Source organism: Gammaproteobacteria bacterium (genome assembly GCA_029882975.1).
In the GTDB taxonomy this organism is placed as follows: Bacteria; Pseudomonadota; Gammaproteobacteria; order SZUA-152; family SZUA-152; genus JAJDNG01.
In genome coordinates this window covers 57,126-73,019 of the sequence record JAOUJW010000002.1, presented here as the reverse complement: position 1 = coordinate 73,019, position 15,894 = coordinate 57,126, and the positions used below count along the sequence as shown (strand labels likewise).

At 48.0% G+C, this 15,894-nt stretch carries 13 protein-coding genes; 11 read left to right on the top strand and 2 right to left on the bottom strand.

The genetic code is table 11. The features are described 5' to 3' along the window. Positions 1-42 precede the first annotated feature (42 nt). The 5 genes from OEY58_02080 (at position 43) to OEY58_02060 (ending at position 4,024) form a co-directional block, all read left to right on the top strand. A complete protein-coding gene (locus tag OEY58_02080; protein ID MDH5324228.1) occupies positions 43-1,473 on the top strand; it encodes a YeeE/YedE family protein in 1,431 nt (476 codons plus the stop codon). A 21-nt stretch (positions 1,474-1,494) separates the two neighbouring features. Next, on the top strand, positions 1,495-1,740 hold the full coding sequence (locus OEY58_02075) for a sulfurtransferase TusA family protein (protein MDH5324227.1): 246 nt from the start codon (positions 1,495-1,497) through the stop codon (positions 1,738-1,740). Between the two features lie 37 nt (positions 1,741-1,777). Further along, entirely contained in the window at positions 1,778-1,960 is a 183-nt protein-coding gene (locus OEY58_02070) for a hypothetical protein (GenBank protein MDH5324226.1), read from the top strand. Between the two features lie 30 nt (positions 1,961-1,990). Further along, the gene (locus OEY58_02065; GenBank protein MDH5324225.1) at positions 1,991-2,206 is read left to right on the top strand and encodes a hypothetical protein; all 216 of its coding nucleotides are present in this window, start codon (positions 1,991-1,993) and stop codon (positions 2,204-2,206) included. A 300-nt stretch (positions 2,207-2,506) separates the two neighbouring features. Further along, positions 2,507-4,024 carry a B12-binding domain-containing radical SAM protein gene (locus OEY58_02060; protein ID MDH5324224.1) on the top strand — a complete coding sequence of 506 codons (1,518 nt, stop codon included), beginning with the start codon at positions 2,507-2,509 and terminating at the stop codon, positions 4,022-4,024. On the opposite strand, the gene OEY58_02055 is transcribed toward OEY58_02060, so the two are convergent. Then, positions 3,930-5,081, bottom strand: coding sequence for a radical SAM protein (locus tag OEY58_02055; GenBank protein MDH5324223.1), 1,152 nt, complete (start codon positions 5,079-5,081; stop codon positions 3,930-3,932). The genes OEY58_02060 and OEY58_02055 overlap by 95 nt on opposite strands. Further along, on the bottom strand, positions 5,074-6,222 hold the full coding sequence (locus OEY58_02050) for a glycosyltransferase (protein ID MDH5324222.1): 1,149 nt from the start codon (positions 6,220-6,222) through the stop codon (positions 5,074-5,076). The genes OEY58_02055 and OEY58_02050 overlap by 8 nt, the downstream gene beginning before the upstream one ends. A 171-nt stretch (positions 6,223-6,393) precedes the next feature. Here OEY58_02050 and OEY58_02045 point away from each other — a divergent pair, with 171 nt between their 5' ends. The 6 genes from OEY58_02045 to OEY58_02020 all read left to right on the top strand — a co-directional run bounded on the left by OEY58_02045 (position 6,394) and on the right by OEY58_02020 (position 15,894). Further along, positions 6,394-7,410, top strand: coding sequence for a rhodanese-like domain-containing protein (locus OEY58_02045; protein MDH5324221.1), 1,017 nt, complete (start codon positions 6,394-6,396; stop codon positions 7,408-7,410). Between the two features lie 219 nt (positions 7,411-7,629). After that, positions 7,630-8,439 carry an RnfABCDGE type electron transport complex subunit D gene (locus tag OEY58_02040; protein MDH5324220.1) on the top strand — a complete coding sequence of 270 codons (810 nt, stop codon included), beginning with the start codon at positions 7,630-7,632 and terminating at the stop codon, positions 8,437-8,439. After that, positions 8,436-9,785, top strand: a complete 1,350-nt coding sequence (locus OEY58_02035) for a DUF2330 domain-containing protein (GenBank protein ID MDH5324219.1) — start codon at positions 8,436-8,438, stop codon at positions 9,783-9,785. The genes OEY58_02040 and OEY58_02035 overlap by 4 nt, the downstream gene beginning before the upstream one ends. Positions 9,786-10,356: 571 nt before the next feature. After that, on the top strand, positions 10,357-11,709 hold the full coding sequence (locus tag OEY58_02030; GenBank protein MDH5324218.1) for an autotransporter domain-containing protein: 1,353 nt from the start codon (positions 10,357-10,359) through the stop codon (positions 11,707-11,709). 10 nt (positions 11,710-11,719) lie between these two features. After that, complete coding sequence (locus OEY58_02025; GenBank protein ID MDH5324217.1) at positions 11,720-14,233, top strand: leucine-rich repeat domain-containing protein; 2,514 nt, start codon at positions 11,720-11,722, stop codon at positions 14,231-14,233. Positions 14,234-14,568: 335 nt separating this feature from the next. Then, complete coding sequence (locus OEY58_02020; GenBank protein MDH5324216.1) at positions 14,569-15,894, top strand: autotransporter outer membrane beta-barrel domain-containing protein; 1,326 nt, start codon at positions 14,569-14,571, stop codon at positions 15,892-15,894.

Below are 15,894 nucleotides of genomic sequence, written 5' to 3'. Positions count from 1 at the left end.
CTAAACCGAAACCAAAACAGTGACGCGAGAAAGGTGAATCTTATGGTTACGCAGAAGCTGGAAAAAAATGTGATGTGGGCGTACATCATTGTGGGAGTGCTGGCATTGGTGAGTATTGGGACCTATGCCTACAATGAATACTACATATATCTGTCCGTTTACCTGTGGTTCGGATTCGTTTACGGCATGTGTTTGCAATACGGTCGCTTTTGTTTTTCATCGGCATTTCGAGACTTGTTTGCGGTTGGGGTGCCGCGAATGGCCGTTGGTATCATGATCGCAACCGTCCTGTTTGCTCTGGTCAGCGCTTTTGTGAGCGCTACCGGATTAAGTACTTTTCACGCGGCTCCCACCAGTGTGCACGCCACCATTGCCGGATTTATTTTTGGTATCGGCATGGTGTTTGCCGGCGGCTGTGCCTCGGGTTCGCTGTATAAAACCGGAGAAGGAAACGGCGTGGCACTCATAGTGATTCTTTCTATTAGCGTCACCCAGGCCATATTTGCCGATGTGGGCGGTTGGTTTAATAAACTGGTACCGGACTCCTGGCATCAGTCCGCCATGTCGAAAGGGCTACCGGCATCCATTAACGCCGGAGACGGTTGGGTGGATCAATACCTCGCAGGCTATGTTTGGGACCAGCCGGTGCTGACATATGCCACAATGATGGGACAAAGCAACGATTCCGTAACCGGTGCCTTCGTGGGTAATGTGCTAATTGGAGTGATCATTCCCGCCACTATTTTGCTGATGTTCGTATACGCCGGTTGGTCCCGTCGGGGCTATATGAAAAAGCAACTAAAAATTAAATCCAAGACGACGTTCAAAGATGAAATCGCCGGCTATTGGACCATGATAATGGCGTCGAAAAGAACGGCTATTGCCGGGCTGATTTTGGGTATCTTCTGCGGCTTGCAAATGTTGGTGACACAGGGGTTGCGGGTAAAGTTCGGCGTACAAAATGCCGGGACGCTGTTGGATCGTATGGGCTTTGATTTTGGTTTGTCAGTCAATGGGACTGTATTTGATCCCGGTTATTGGTATGTCACCACTCAGGAAGCCCAATGGGTGGGGTGGGTGTTTAACAAAATGGGCGCAGAGAACATGGATAACATTTATTTTGGTTTCGTCAACGGTATACCCAACCCGGCCATCAATCCGGCGGACTGGATGTCCTTGGCGCTGATTGGAGGCGCTGCGGTGATGGCTTTGTTACACAATGAGTTCAAGTTCAAAAAACCCACCTGGGAGTTGGCTATCTGGGCCATGATTGGTGGCGCCCTAATGGGTATCGGTTCACGTCTGGGGCTGGGTTGCAATGTAGGCGCCTTTTTCGTCCGGGTTTCACAGGGTGATGTGTCCGGTTGGCTCTTTGGTGTTGGGATGATCGGTGGTGCCTATATTGGTGTGAAGTTCTTTAACTGGTGGACACAGCGCAAACTGGATAAGGAATTTGCAGCTTGTGGTGTGTAAACCCCTGGCAGGAGGTGAAACATGAAATTTGAAAAACAGACAGAAGGTGGATATGTGTTGGATGTGAAAGGTTATGTTTGCCCACATCCGCAGATTTACACAAAAAAAGCGCTTTCCAAGATCGCCTCAGGTGAATTCATCGATGTGATTTTTGATAACCCATCGTCCGGAGAGTCCATCGCATCCATGTGTGAGGTGGAGGGTGATGAGATTGTGGATAAAAAGAAAGACGACGGTAACTTCGTCTGGCGCATAGAGAAAGCGTGAAGCCATTGTCTTTGAGGAAACGACTGGGGAATATCACATGAAAAAAGAACTGTGGGTGGTGATTACTGTGGTAGGTGTATTTATGGGACTGATGATCGGTTACAGCGTCCCGCCGATGTTAGAGGTAGGCTTGATTGGCGAAAAGAAAACTGTAGGTATCAGTACGGAAATAAATGACGATTTGGAAGATCATTATAAAAATCTTCAAATCGATAACTAAACTGAAGCTGCTTTGTCGGAGAAAACAGCGATGGTGAATACAAAACTTTGGTTGGCTATTGTGGTAGTGTCCGGCTTGATTGCCTATACACTCGGGTTCATGATGTCGAAACACACAGGCGTGGAGCCGGGTTTTTTTGAAATTGCTGAAAGCGGTGGTTATGGTGTCAGTGCCGATAGCAATGCTGCAGCGGGTGCGGGTGTGTCCGAAGACATGCAGCAGTACTACCAGCAATTACAAGAATAAGACCAGGGTAAGAATGATGTCGGTAAATGTGAAGCCAGTGTAGATCCAACTACCGTATTACAACAGGAGGCCAAAATTGTACCTGCACAATGAATGTTGGGGCCAATACTCTAGGTTATCCAAACGGCGTTCCACAACGGTAACGGTTCTTGGTGCTGGTTTGATGAATTGGATTCATGGTTCCTACGCTTAACGTTGTTATAATGACTGAGCGCTTTTGTTTACTCTATGATGCTGTAAACTTCGAGGCTCCGAACTTGTTGTTAGATTATAAATCTGTACCCAATAGTGAGGGTCAAAATGAAATGTGCACTGATCATTCCGGCATGGCAGCCTGAGGATTTGTTCCCTAAGAAAACCGCCAATGCTCAACTTAATTATTGGCAACCTCTGGGTACTTTGTACGTGGCAGCCGCGCTATTGCAGCAAGGACATGAGGTGGAGTTTTATAATGGGGCTTTTCTGTCTCATCCTCAGATTCTGGATAAGGTGCGCCGATTTCAACCTCAATGGGTGGGTGTGTACGCTACTTGTTTTTCATGGGAGGGAGCGGTAGAAACGGCGCGGGATGTGAAAGGGGTCATCCCGCGCTGTTTTACTTGTGCCGGTGGGCCTTATCCCACCAGTATGCCGGAGCTGTGTCTACAGGAGCTGAGCGTGGACGCGGTGATTCGCGGTGAAGCCGAAAAAGCGGTAGTAGAGCTTGCGGATGCCGTTTTGGGTAGACGCCGCATGGACTCGGTGCTGGGTTTGAGTTTTCGCTGCGACGATGACGTGATTCATAACCCGGACCGACTGCCGCAAGAGGACTTGGATCAATTGGCCATGCCGGCGCGGCAATTACTGCAAGATGAGATGCGCTACTTACCGCCCCCGGCCGGTTATCAACGGGCTCCGGTGGCGGTGGTGATGACATCGCGCGGATGCAATCGGCGCTGCATTTTTTGTTATCAAATGGACAAGAATCGCCGCAGCGGCGTCCGTGGGGTGCGTTATCGCAGCCTGGACAACGTCATGGCAGAAATTCAATGGTGTCTGGATAGCGGTTACCGTGAAATCAAATTTATCGATGATTCCTTGGCATCCGACTATGATCGGTTACTGGAATTGACCCGGCGTATTCGTCAGGCTGGGTTGGACTTTACCTGGTTTGCTTCCGTTTGTGCCAATCAGGTGGATCGTAAGCTGCTACAGGCGATGAAGGACAGCGGCTGCTGGGCTGTTCTGATAGGGGCGGAGAGCGGTGTACAGAAAGATCTGAATACCCTGCGCAAGGGAATTAAGGTCGAACATATCGAAACAGCAGTGCGTGACGCAAAAGCGGTAGGGTTGCGCGTCACTACGCCGTTTTTGTTTGGTATCCCCGGCCAAACCTACCAAGATGCGTTGCAGTCCATCGATTTTGCGGTGCGTTTGGATCCGGATTACGCTAACTTTCATGCACTCACCGCGTTTCCCGGAACTTATCTCTATGAGCACTTGCCCAAATACGGTCGGGTGGCTGATCGCTTACGGCAATATACCTATCAAGGCGCTGCGTTTATACCCTACACACTGACCCAGCAACAAATTCAAGGTTTGCGGCAACGGGCCTTGCGACGCTTCTACAGTCGACCCGGATTTTTGTTAAGAAAATTAATGGCACTGCGTAGCTTGCAGGATATCGTTGTGGGGATTCGTGGGCTGGTCAGTTTGTTCTGGTTGTATTTGGAGAAGGATTTGTTTACCCGTCACCAAACCCATGTTGCGGCCGGGGAACGTCTTCCCGCCCGGGAAACAAAGGGTTCTGCGCGTGAAATAAGCGGACATATTCTTTAAACCAAGCCGGGTAGCGAGCGGGGTTGGCCAGAATATTGGTCATCATGTGGCATTCATGACTACAGAAACAGTGGTTCTGTTTTACCCAGGCTTGGGCAGCTTTAGCTGCGTGGTCGCGTAAAAGTTGATCCATGCGGTAGTGGTAAGTTTTGATGTTGCCCATGCTGCGGCTCTGGAGTTCGCACGGATAGACTTCTCCGGATTCACTTAGCACTAGATTAACCGAGCCGGCATAGCAGGGTGTTACCCGGTCTTGTTTGCGCATGGTGCGGTCGATGAGTCGTCGTTGGAGTACGTCTTGAGCGATCTTGAGTTTTCCGGCTGTGAAGGAATAGTGCGGTGATTGCTGTCTTTGGATAAACTGAGCCAGTCGCTGGGTGGCCCGACGGTATTTTTCCATGTCAACATGTTTATAGTTTTTCTGCCGTAAATCGCCGCGGACCAGAGACAGAGTATGGGTCTTTACAGCGGATAACTTGCTGACAAAGTCGATAATGGCATCTATCCGGTCCTGGTTTTGCGCACAAAACACCGTATTGACACCAATTTGCAGATTGGAATGTTTATGGCAAAGGGTGCTGAGTTTTGCATAGGTTTCCAGGGTTTTCTCAAAACTGCGCGGTGTTGCTCTTAAGCGGTCGTGTTCCTCATAGAGGTCGTCTATAGACAGTTTGACTATAATATTGCTATTCACGCAAGAGCCGGCGATGTCACGCACCATTCGAAAAACCCGATCCGGGTTTTGTCCGTTAGTGGGAAACAACATATAGACCGGGTGGTTGTGGCGGTAAAATGTTTTGCTGATTTCCACCAGATCTCGGCGTAAGAAGATTTCGCCGCCTGAAAAAGCCAGCCATAGAAGATTTTTCATCGATGCCGAAATTTGTTCAATCTCCGGGAGCTGTAATTCGTCTTTGGTTTCTCCGGTAGGAGCATCGTTACTTTGTAAATAAAAGCAATATGGACAATGGGCATTGCAACGTCGCGTGAGGAAGAAGGTCAGCTGCACCGGGCGTTTTAGCCATAAGGCCGGTAAATGGGTAATGGGGCTATACATTGGGCAGCCTTGAACCGGGAGACAGCCCTGAGCGAGAGGACAGCCCTGAGCGAGAGGACAGCCTTGAACCGGGAGACAGCCCTGAGCGAGAAGACAGCCCTGAGCGAGAAGCCATCTCTGAACGGGGCATTGTTTGGTACTGGAAATATTGTAATAGAAAAGCAGCAATACCCGCGCAGGCTCCGGTCGCCACCGCCAGTGGATACACAAAAAAGTAATACAGGCATGAAAAAAACGTAAAGTTCAGGCCGTGTACCCGGTTTATGGTGCCTATAAACTTCCAATTAACTTGCATATTGACAGTCAGCAGGCCGAGCAATGCCATCACTGCCGCGACCCTACCGGGTACCAGGAGGCTCATGGCGACAATGATAGGTAATACGGTTGTTGTGATTTTAAGTTCCAGGGAAGCAGTTCCAGAGCTTTCAAATACGTCATTTCGATTCAGACTGTATTGTGTCCACACCATGGACTTACGTATTGCGTTGCGTAAAGACCTTACCAGGTTAAAACCAAAATAATGCTGTACCCGAATATGTGGCGACATCCTCAGTTGAATGCCGTGTTGGCGCATGCGATGGCTGTATTCCACGTCTTCCAGAATCGGAAGTTTGTCATTATTGAATCCTGGATGTTGCACAAACAATTCGCGTTGCATTGCCATTGCGTGGGTGGCAATGTAGTCGGGAGCATGGTCGGGTAAATGATTTCTGGTTTCAAAGAAATTTACAAAAATCGCCTGAAAATCGCTGAAAAAACCACCGTCCAGTGCTTTTGGCAGGTATGTGCCGCCGACAATGGTATTTATCGGTTCCTGTTGCAAACTGCTGCGTACATGATGCAGCGTTTCCGGTAATACCATGCAGTCGGCGTCTATAAAAAACAACAGTTGACCACGGGCGTGTTGTACGCCCAGATTTCTGGCGGCCGCAGCCCCTTGGCGACGTCTGTGGCGTAAATAGCGACAGGGGAACCGGTTTGCCACTTCCCCGGTGGCATCGGTGGAACCGTCATCAATGACAATGACTTCACAGTTTGGATCATAGGATGTTCGCAGAGATTGAAGGCAAAGTCCGATTGTTTTTTCACCGTTAAACACGGGGATAATAATGGACAGCAATGCTTCGGATTCAATATTCATATAAGTGTCTGTTTTAGTGTAGGTGTGCCGTTTATCTGCTCTATTTGTTCACTATAGCCGTTGTGGCTTTCTCACCAAATGATGCATTTGAATCATTTCATATCCGGGGGTATTGGCAATACTTAGGCGTAAGGGGAGAAATTCCATACATAATCAGGTGGAGGTGTAACTATGAACGCTGCAAAACGTTGGGCTGCATGCCTAGTCGGTGTGTGGGGTGTCTTGTTTCTGGGTGTGGTGAACGCAGCGCAATGGGCAAATCCCACTTTGTTAGTCACGGCAGACGAACTGAAGAAGCACAGCAATGACCGAAATTGGGTGATTGTGGATTGCAGGGACTTAAAGGATTATATCAAAGGGCATATACCCGGAGCGATTAGTTTAGGCAACCGTTGCAAGAATGCATTACGGGATACTACGGCCAGAGTTTTTCGGGATTCAAGCAAATACGAACGCCTGTTCAGTAAAGTCGGCATTAACAATGACGACCACATTGTCTTTTACTATGACGGTATGGGAACCTTGACCGATGCTTCGGTGGGGTTTTGGGTTGCCGAATATGTAGGCCATAAGAATGTGCATGTTTTGAATGGTGGTTTGGCTGCTTGGCGTGATGCCGGACAGCGGTTGGACAGCAAGCCGGTTATTCGCAAGCCCAGTAATTACAAGGTCAACGTAGTAGCCGGGCGTTACGGTTCAACGGATGAGGTGTTGGGAATCGCTAAGGGTGCTGCCAAAAATTCCCAATTGATAGATTCACGTACTAAAAAGGAATTTCAAGGGTCAGATATTCGCGCCATACGAGGTGGGCATGTTCCGAATGTGACGGCCAATATTTCTCATGTCGACACATTGGCTCAGAAAAAGAATCCAAAAACCGGCAAACTGGAACCTGTTGCCTATCTTGATCCGGACGCTGCGACAAAGGCATTTGGTTCTTTGGATCGAAACAAACGAACTCTGGCGTATTGTCAAACAGGTACACGTTCAACCTTAACTTATTTACAATTGCGTCTACTGGGCTTTAAAGATCCGGCTAATTGGGATGAGTCCTGGAGAGTCTATGGTTCCCAATTGGAGTTCCCTGTGGCTGGGGAGCAGTGGTTCAATTTTGCCGGCTTGAACAAAAAACTGAAAAATCTTGAGAAGAAAATAGCAGCACTGGAAAAAGAAAAAGCAAATAAGTAAATAATACGGTCTCCAAAAATGACTTTTGCGCAGGCTTGGTAAACCAAGCCTGCGTTTTTTTTCTAAATCTTTTTTATAAAATATCAATAAGTTATTACATTCTTTGTGATTTTCCTATCAAAAATAATTTAACGCTTTAACCCCTTTTCCGCAGCCTTGCGTTTATAAAGCCTAAGTCTCCACTCACAGAACGAATATGAGCCCGCAGGAGGATGTGTGATGACATGGCTTAGCTTACCGCGAGATCCACGCTGGTACCAGATTTCGGTGTTAGCCGCACTCATTGGCTACGGATTGATTTATTTACAGTTTGAAATTTACTGGATTACGGCTGTACTAATTCTTCTGGCTGCGCAAATCAGTCAATACGCTTGTACCAGGATATGGAATTTGCCGATCTTTGATCCCCGCAGTGCCCTTATATCCAGTCTTTCCTTATGTTTGCTGCTACGTACTGAAGATTGGAGGTTGGCAATATTAGCCGCCATGTTGGCGGTCGTCAGCAAATTTGTGATTCACCTGGATCGTAAGCACGTATTCAACCCGACCAATTTTGCATTGGCAGCTTGTTTGTTGCTCAGTGATTCTGTCTGGGTGTCATCGGGTCAGTGGGGTTCGACACCCTTGCTGGCCTTTTTAATGGCCTGTTTAGGTGGCGTGGTGCTTTATCGTACCGAGCGCAGTGATATCACATTCGCATTTCTAGCTGCTTATTCCTTGCTTTTGCTGCTGCGAGCCTGGTGGTTGGGAGATCCCTGGTCCATTCCTTTACACTATTTGCAAAACGGTGCGTTACTTATTTTTGCGTTTTTTATGATATCTGACCCCAGAACCATCCCCGATTCGCGTCTAGGTCGTATCGGGTTTGCCATCTGGGTGGCGATTCTGGCGGTCTATCTACAATTTCAGTTGCATCAACCCAATGCCTTGATTTGGGCTTTGGTGTGCAGTTCTCCGTTGGTTCCATTAATTGACAAAATCTCCAGTGCTCATCGGTATCACTGGCCTATAGAGAGGAATGTGTTATGAAAAAAACCTTAACAGTGATTTGCGGCAGTATCTTGCTGTGTTCAGCCGCCAACGTCAGGGCTTTTTGCGGATTCTACGTGGCTAAAGCCGATACCCAATTGTTTAATCAGGCGTCAAAGGTGGTTTTGGTACGCGACGAGAATCGTACCGTGATTACCATGTCCAACGATTTTAAGGGGGACGTCAAGGAGTTTGCAATTGTGGTCCCGGTACCCACTGTATTACAGGAAAAGCAGATCAACGTGGGGGAACAAGCCAATATTGATCATCTGGATGCCTATACCGCCCCCCGTCTGGTGGAGTATTTTGATGCAGACCCCTGTGCCCCGCGCTTGCGTGAGGATATGCCCATGGCGGCAATGTCTATGGATCGGTCGGTCGTGGCGGAACAAGAGTTCAAGGCGAAAAAATTAGGTGTCAAAATTGAAGCCAGCTATACCATTGGTGAATACGATATTCTGATTTTGTCTGCCAAAGAAAGTCACGGTTTGGCCACGTGGCTTAAAGAAAATCAGTACCAAATCCCCGCCGGTGCGGAAAAAGTGCTGGACAGCTATTTAAAACAGGATATGAAGTTCTTTGTGGCCAAAGTCAATCTGGAAAAGCATTCCAAATTGGGTTTTAATTATTTACGCCCTTTGCAGATGGCCTTTAATTCAGAAAAATTCATGTTACCCATTCGTCTCGGAACTTTAAATGCCAATGGGGCTCAGGATTTGTTCGTGTTTGCTTTGACTCGCAAGGGCAGGGTGGAAACCACTAACTATCGCACCGTCGGTTTGCCTACCGATACGGAAGTCCCGGTATTCGTGAAAGCCGGGTTTGCTGATTTTTATAAGGATATGTTCAGTCACCAAGTGGAAAAGGAAAAACAACGCGTCGTTTTTTTGGAATATGCCTGGGATATGAACTGGTGCGATCCCTGTGCCGCCGACCCTCTGAGCCAAAAACAACTGCGCCAACTCGGCGCGTTTTGGATTGATGCCGAGGATGAGGGGCGTCGTCGCTACAAACCTATGGCCAGAAACGTCTATGTTACCCGATTGCATTTGCGTTATACCGCAGATACCTTTCCCGATGATTTGAAGTTTCAAGTGACCAACAATCGAAAAAACTATCAGGGTCGCTACATCATCCGTCACCCCTGGAAAGGAGACGCGCAACGCTGTGAAGCCGCTAAAGGTTATTTGGAGCGTTTACGAACCCAGCAGGAACAACGTTCCCAAAATCTGGCAATGTTGACCGGATGGTCTGTGGAGGATATTCGCAGCAAAATTCTATGGCCCGTATTGCCGAGCTCGACACCGCCAAGTGAGGGTAGTTGGTGGGAGCGATTGTGGAAGTGAGATGGTGTAATTGACTTTTTGTAGTTGTGAGCGTGGCATTGCGGCCACGCTCCAGCCACAAGAACATTTGCTTGCAGACTCCCCAGACAACGACGCCCCATACTTGGACTCGAGGAATCGTTGAAACAGGTTCTCATTTACTGTACCGGTGTCCGGGTCCAATAGAGCGGGCGGTTGTGGAGAGGAAGCCTGAAAAACATATTTATATATTGTGAAATAGATCCGCTGCTATATATTCAAGAAGTATAACTATTCGTTGCCGTTTCAAACATTCGTCTCGAATAAGATCTCAATTTCTAATTCGGTCTGCGGTACAGCGGTAGTTCTTGACCGTGCGGTGTTTATCTTTAGAATGAACGGCTGGCCATTAGTGCCCTTGAGAATATTTGATAGCAGGATCACGATACCTAGGGTTAACCCCGGCTTTACTGAATTGGACTATCTATTGGGTGTTATCGGAATCAGAAGAACCACCGAAGCACACCGCCATTCGGGTTGTCGCCTTGTACTTTATTCAAGGCATATCTGTCGTCAAATACACATGTAATCACACGCGTACAAAGAGTCAGGCATGATGAACAAAAAGAAGCAGAGCTTTATCGTATTATCAGTTATGGGATTGCTACTAAGCGGACACGCGCATTCAGATGTTGTTGATGGGCCGGGCGGGACTATAGACATTACCATGGGTATTGCTACCAGTAGCACATCACCGGAGGCGGCTTTACATACAGCTCTAGTGCAAATGTGCAACCCGCTGGACGGAACCTTGCCTCCGGGAAGTTTGCGGAATATCTGTGAAGCAATTTTAGCAAATACCAACCAAGCCGGGGATGCTTATCGTCAGATATCTGCTCGCTCCATATCCGCAATATCATCATTATTGTCACAGGGCACACTGCTAATGTCTATGGAAGACATTAGCTCCCGCTTGGCGGCATTGCGACGGGCGGCGCGCAACCAACAAAGCATGTCGGCATTGGATCCATGGAGAGGCAGGCAGGTTCCTGAATTGGCGAGTTTGTTGAATGCCTATGGTGGGGGAGCCGGAGATAACAACAGTATTAATCAGAGTTATTTTGTTAGTGTATCCCATATTAATTCAGAGCAGGATGAAACCAACGCAGTGGCTGGATTTGAAAGTAATATTTACGCCGCCACGATAGGAATGGATTACCGCCTCAGCCGGCAGTTGTTTGCCGGTTTCGCATCGAGGTTGCTAAGTGGTGATACTGAACTTAGTTACAACGGCGGTAGCCTCTCCAGTCGCGATACTAATTTGACTTATTATGCCAGTTACTTTCCTACCCAGAATCTCTATTTCGACGGCACATTGCAGGTCAGTCGTGGTTTTTATGACTTAAGCCGAAAAATTGACTTTACGGTAGGTGCTGTGACGGTGAGAGAAACCACCGAAGGACGTACCCGAGGGAGTCAGCTTGGATTGACTTTGGGTGCCGGATACGAATATTACATCCGTCCTATGGAATTGACCGCACAGGTGAGCGCCAAATATCGTTATAACAGGGCTGCCTTGGAGGCGTATCGTGAAAGTGGCGGTGGTGCAGTGAACCTGGATGTGGATGGACAGACGATCAATACGCAAGTGGCCTCACTGGGTGTGACACTGAACAAAGCATTTTCTTATTCCGGCGGTGTTATCTTGCCGCAGTTGGATTTAGTGTGGAAACATGACTTTGCAACATCAGGGCAGGATGTTAGTGCCAGCTTTGTTTCTGATCCTAATGGTACCAAGTTTATTTACCGTACCGATGAAAAGGATTCCGATTTTTTTGAATTGTCTCTGGGGTTATCCAGTATCCGGGTGGGGGGCATGACCACCTTTTTTCAATATACCTCTTTGCTTGGTTATGACAATTACGAACAAAGCCTGTTTTCATTAGGCGTTAGAGCGGAATTCTAAGGAGCGGGCGATGAGACTCAAAAGAACATTTGTTTACAAAAACGAAGTACAGGAAAAAGTTATGAAAGGCGTTACACAAAATCAAACGATAGCCTATGCCCGGAAATTCGCGGGCAAGCTCCTATATAGGAATGTCTTATTGCTCATGGTTCTAATACTCAGTGCGTGCGGTGGTGAGTCTAAGCAGGATTATCGGCAAGCTACTGTATCTTTCTCCTTAGGCTACGGAGCATTGGCTCACGATACGCTGAACAGCATCATTGTGACAGTGCGGGATACGGATGGAACTTACCTCACCAGTGGCGATATTCTACCGTCGCGGAGTCTGACTCTCAGTGTGCCTGCGAATGTGGCAATGAATGTGGAGGCGGTAGGCTACCAGGGAAGTCTGGCGCTATACAGCGGAAGCACCGGCGTTCCTGCCTTGTGGCCGGGTCAAAACTACCCCGCGGCATTGAGCATGAGTTTAATCCCGGGCGGCGCTAAACCGGATCCGGTGGTTACACCCGGTAACGGCGCGACCGGTATACCTGTGATATCCGACTTTATGGTGGATGCCACTGCGCTTGGTACTGAAATACAACAAATAGACAGTGCATCCTTGACGTTGACCCCGAATTCGGAAGCGCCCGTAATTAGCACTGTGTTCAATCAACCGGAAGCGGGTTTTTCCCTGTTGTTCACGCTTCCCAGTGGAACCAGTTTGCAGGCGAATACTCGTTATTTTGCCCAATACCAACTCACTTATACTCATACCGACGGGAGCAGTCAGAGTCAGCAGTTTAGCTGGGCGTTTGTGACGGGAGACTCGGTGAACTTGGATGCAATTACGGATACTACTTTACGTAGCTGTGTTGAGGCCAATTTGGCAGCAGGAGCCACGGTTTTCGATTTGTTAAATCTGAACTGTCGCAATCGGTACATATCAAGTATGGATGGCTTGGAACAGTTTACCAATCTTCAGCGCTTGGATATGTCAAATGCAAACCTGAATGATCTGACGCCTATTCGAAATCTTACCAACTTAACTGCTTTGTATTTGTCAGAATGCGGTGAATGCGGAAACAATAGGTTTTCGGATTTGACGCCACTTTCTGAATTGGTAAATTTAACAGAGTTGGATCTTAGTATGACGAGAGTACAGGATTTGACAGGGTTGGAAAATCTAGCCAGCTTAGACAGACTGTGGTTGTCCGGGAACAGTGTGAGTGACATCTCACCGCTCAGAAATCTTACCTCCTTAACTGAGTTGTATTTGGAAAGTAACCAAATTGTGGATATAAGCTGGCTTCAGGATTTGACCAATCTCCAAATATTGGAATTGCAGTTCAATCAAGTCGTGAATATCGCCTCGTTACAGGGAATGTCCAGTCTTCAAACACTGGGATTGAGGGCCAATCAAGTTGTGGATATTTCAGCGATATCTTCGCTGCCAAATCTGGTTTTCTTGGATTTGTACTCAAATAGAATCAGGCAAGTGTCTCTCTCCGGGATGGCTGGTCTTGAGATTCTGGACTTGGGTTTTAATCGAATACAAACATTGTCGCTCACGGGTGATATGCCGGCATTGACACATTTATGGGCTCAAAATAACTATATAACTTCGATCTCCTTTACCGGCAGCTTTCCGTTATTGGGTATAATCGACTTGTATGCGAACAACATCAAGGATGTGTCTGCGTTTTCCAGTCTTGCTGCGCTATCGACCTTGGGTTTGTCCAATAATATTGTGGAAAATGTTGCTTCGTTGGCGGGACTTTCGTCTTTGCGTTATCTTGATCTTTCAAACAATAATGTAATGTCGGGCGTTGACCAATTTAACAGCGAGACTACGCCAAATATTTTGAGTATATCATTGAATGGCAATTCCGCTTTGTCTTGTGCCACATTAGCCGGTCTGGATTCAAGCCTGGATCAGGGTAACGGTTCTGTTAACGGTGTTGTGAGATGGAATTATTGTTTTGGAGAACCTTTGGTTGCTAATCTGGTATTTCCTAACACCGCGAGCGGTACGGCTTTAAGAACTTGCGTCAACAACCTGGATGTTCTCAACGTTACCGACGTGACCCAGTTAGCGTGTAGCGGGGTGACTGATTTGACCGGGATTGAACAGCTACCGTTTTTAACCAATTTGAGTCTTTCCAATAACGCCATTGTTGACTTTGCCCCACTATCCCGGTTAACCAATCTGCAACAACTTAATTTGGATTCTACGGGGCTTACTAGAACGAGCTATTTGGGAACTTTAAAAAATCTGAACCGGTTAAGTATTGGGGATAATCCTTTTGGTGTTTTGGCGAGTACTTCCATAGATATTGAGAATCTGGTGTCCCTGACGCATCTTAGCGTTTGGGGTAATCAACTGACCGCGACCAGCGGAATTGGTCTTCTGGATACCTTGGTGAATGCTCAGGTTATCGACTTGGCATGCATGGGTACGAGTGATGAATTGACAGCGCTGGATAATGCCTTGGATGCGGGTAATGGCGCTTATTCTGGAATTGTTCTTTGGGGTTGTACCTGATTTTAGTCCATAGATCTCCCGGCAGTAGTGGCTGCCGGGGGATATCCCTATCGCGCTGTCATGCGGTTCTTGAGGAATGAGGTTTTAGAGATAACAAAAGCCTTATATATTATGCAATGTTATAACAAGCGTGGTGGGAAGATTTTACGAACTTAAATGTAAAGTCACGCAATGTGAATTTACACCCTCCACTGCAGCCATGATTCCCTTGACCGGTCTCGGTTTATCTTTAGAATACTTAGGTGCCCATGAGAAAAGTAGGTAGTGCTGCGACTGCTTCCCTAACACGGCGCCTTTCGGCGACAAAACGATAAAACACTCAAGAGTTTTTCATAATGAACCAAAAGAATCTGTTTCTTACCTACGTGTCCATTGTAAGCTTTTTCCTATGGGGGCCCGTCCATTCTGCCGTCAGCGATGGGCCGGGTGGGAGCATTGATGTTGTGGTTGACGTTGGTGCCAACAGCAATACACCGGAAGCGGCATTCGGTGCCGCGTTCCAATATATCTTGTGTCCCGGAGGGCAGTTTGCCCAATTATGCGGTGATATATTCAGCGTCGATCCTACACAAACGGCGGATGTTTACCGCCAGTTATCGGCACGATCGGTAACCGCAATGACCAGTTTGCTTTCACAAGGCTCCCTGGTTATGGCCATGGAAGACTTCAGCGCTCGCTTGGCGGCACTGCGACGTGCAGCGCGCAAACACAGCACAGCTTCATTGGATCAACGGGGGCCACAGAGACGAGCCTTGTTTGCTTTGCTGGACAAAGGGAGGGGTGGTGCAGCCGGGGATGATGCTCCAAGGCCCAGTGTATTTGTCAGCGACGCGCTGATACGTTCCAATCAGGATGAGACCGCCACCCTGGCCGGATTTGATAGTGATCTTTATGGTGTCACCATTGGTATGGACTATCGGCTGGATGCGCAAACGATTGCCGGGTTTGCCACTCGCCTGTTGGGAGGAGAAACTCAGCTTGACTACAATGACGGTGGTTTGGTCAGCCGAGATGTCAATCTAACCTATTACGGCAGCTATTTCCCCGGTCAGGATTTTTACCTGGAAGGCAGCATCCAAGCCGGACGCGGTATGTATGAACTGGTCCGGAGAATCAATTTCAATCTTCCCAATGTCAGTGCTCATGAATCGGCCAGGGGTAATACCCGAGGTAGTCAAATAGGGTTTGCTTTAGGCGCGGGTTACGAGCATTACCTGAGTGCCATTGAAACGACTGCGCTGGTGACGGCTAAATACCGTTACAACAACGCGTCCTTAGATTCCTATACCGAAACGGGAAGCAGCTACAGTCTCAATGTGAGCAGCCAGGATATTCGCAGTCAAACCTTATCGCTGGGCGGGCAACTGAGCAGCGCATTTTCCTACGCCGGAGGTGTGATCCTGCCGCAGTTGAATCTGGTCTGGAAACACGAATTCGACACAACAGGGCAGGACATCGGCGCCGGTTTTGTGGCTGATCCAAATGGCACCACGTTTGTGTTTCGCAGCGACGAGCGTGACTCGGATTACTTGGAGCTTTCTTTGGGCGTCTCCCACTTGCAGGTGAGTGGTATGACCGCCTTCCTGCAATACACTCGCTTGCAAGGCTATAGTAACTACACTCAAAGCATGTGGTCTTTGGGCCTGCGCGCGGAATTCTGA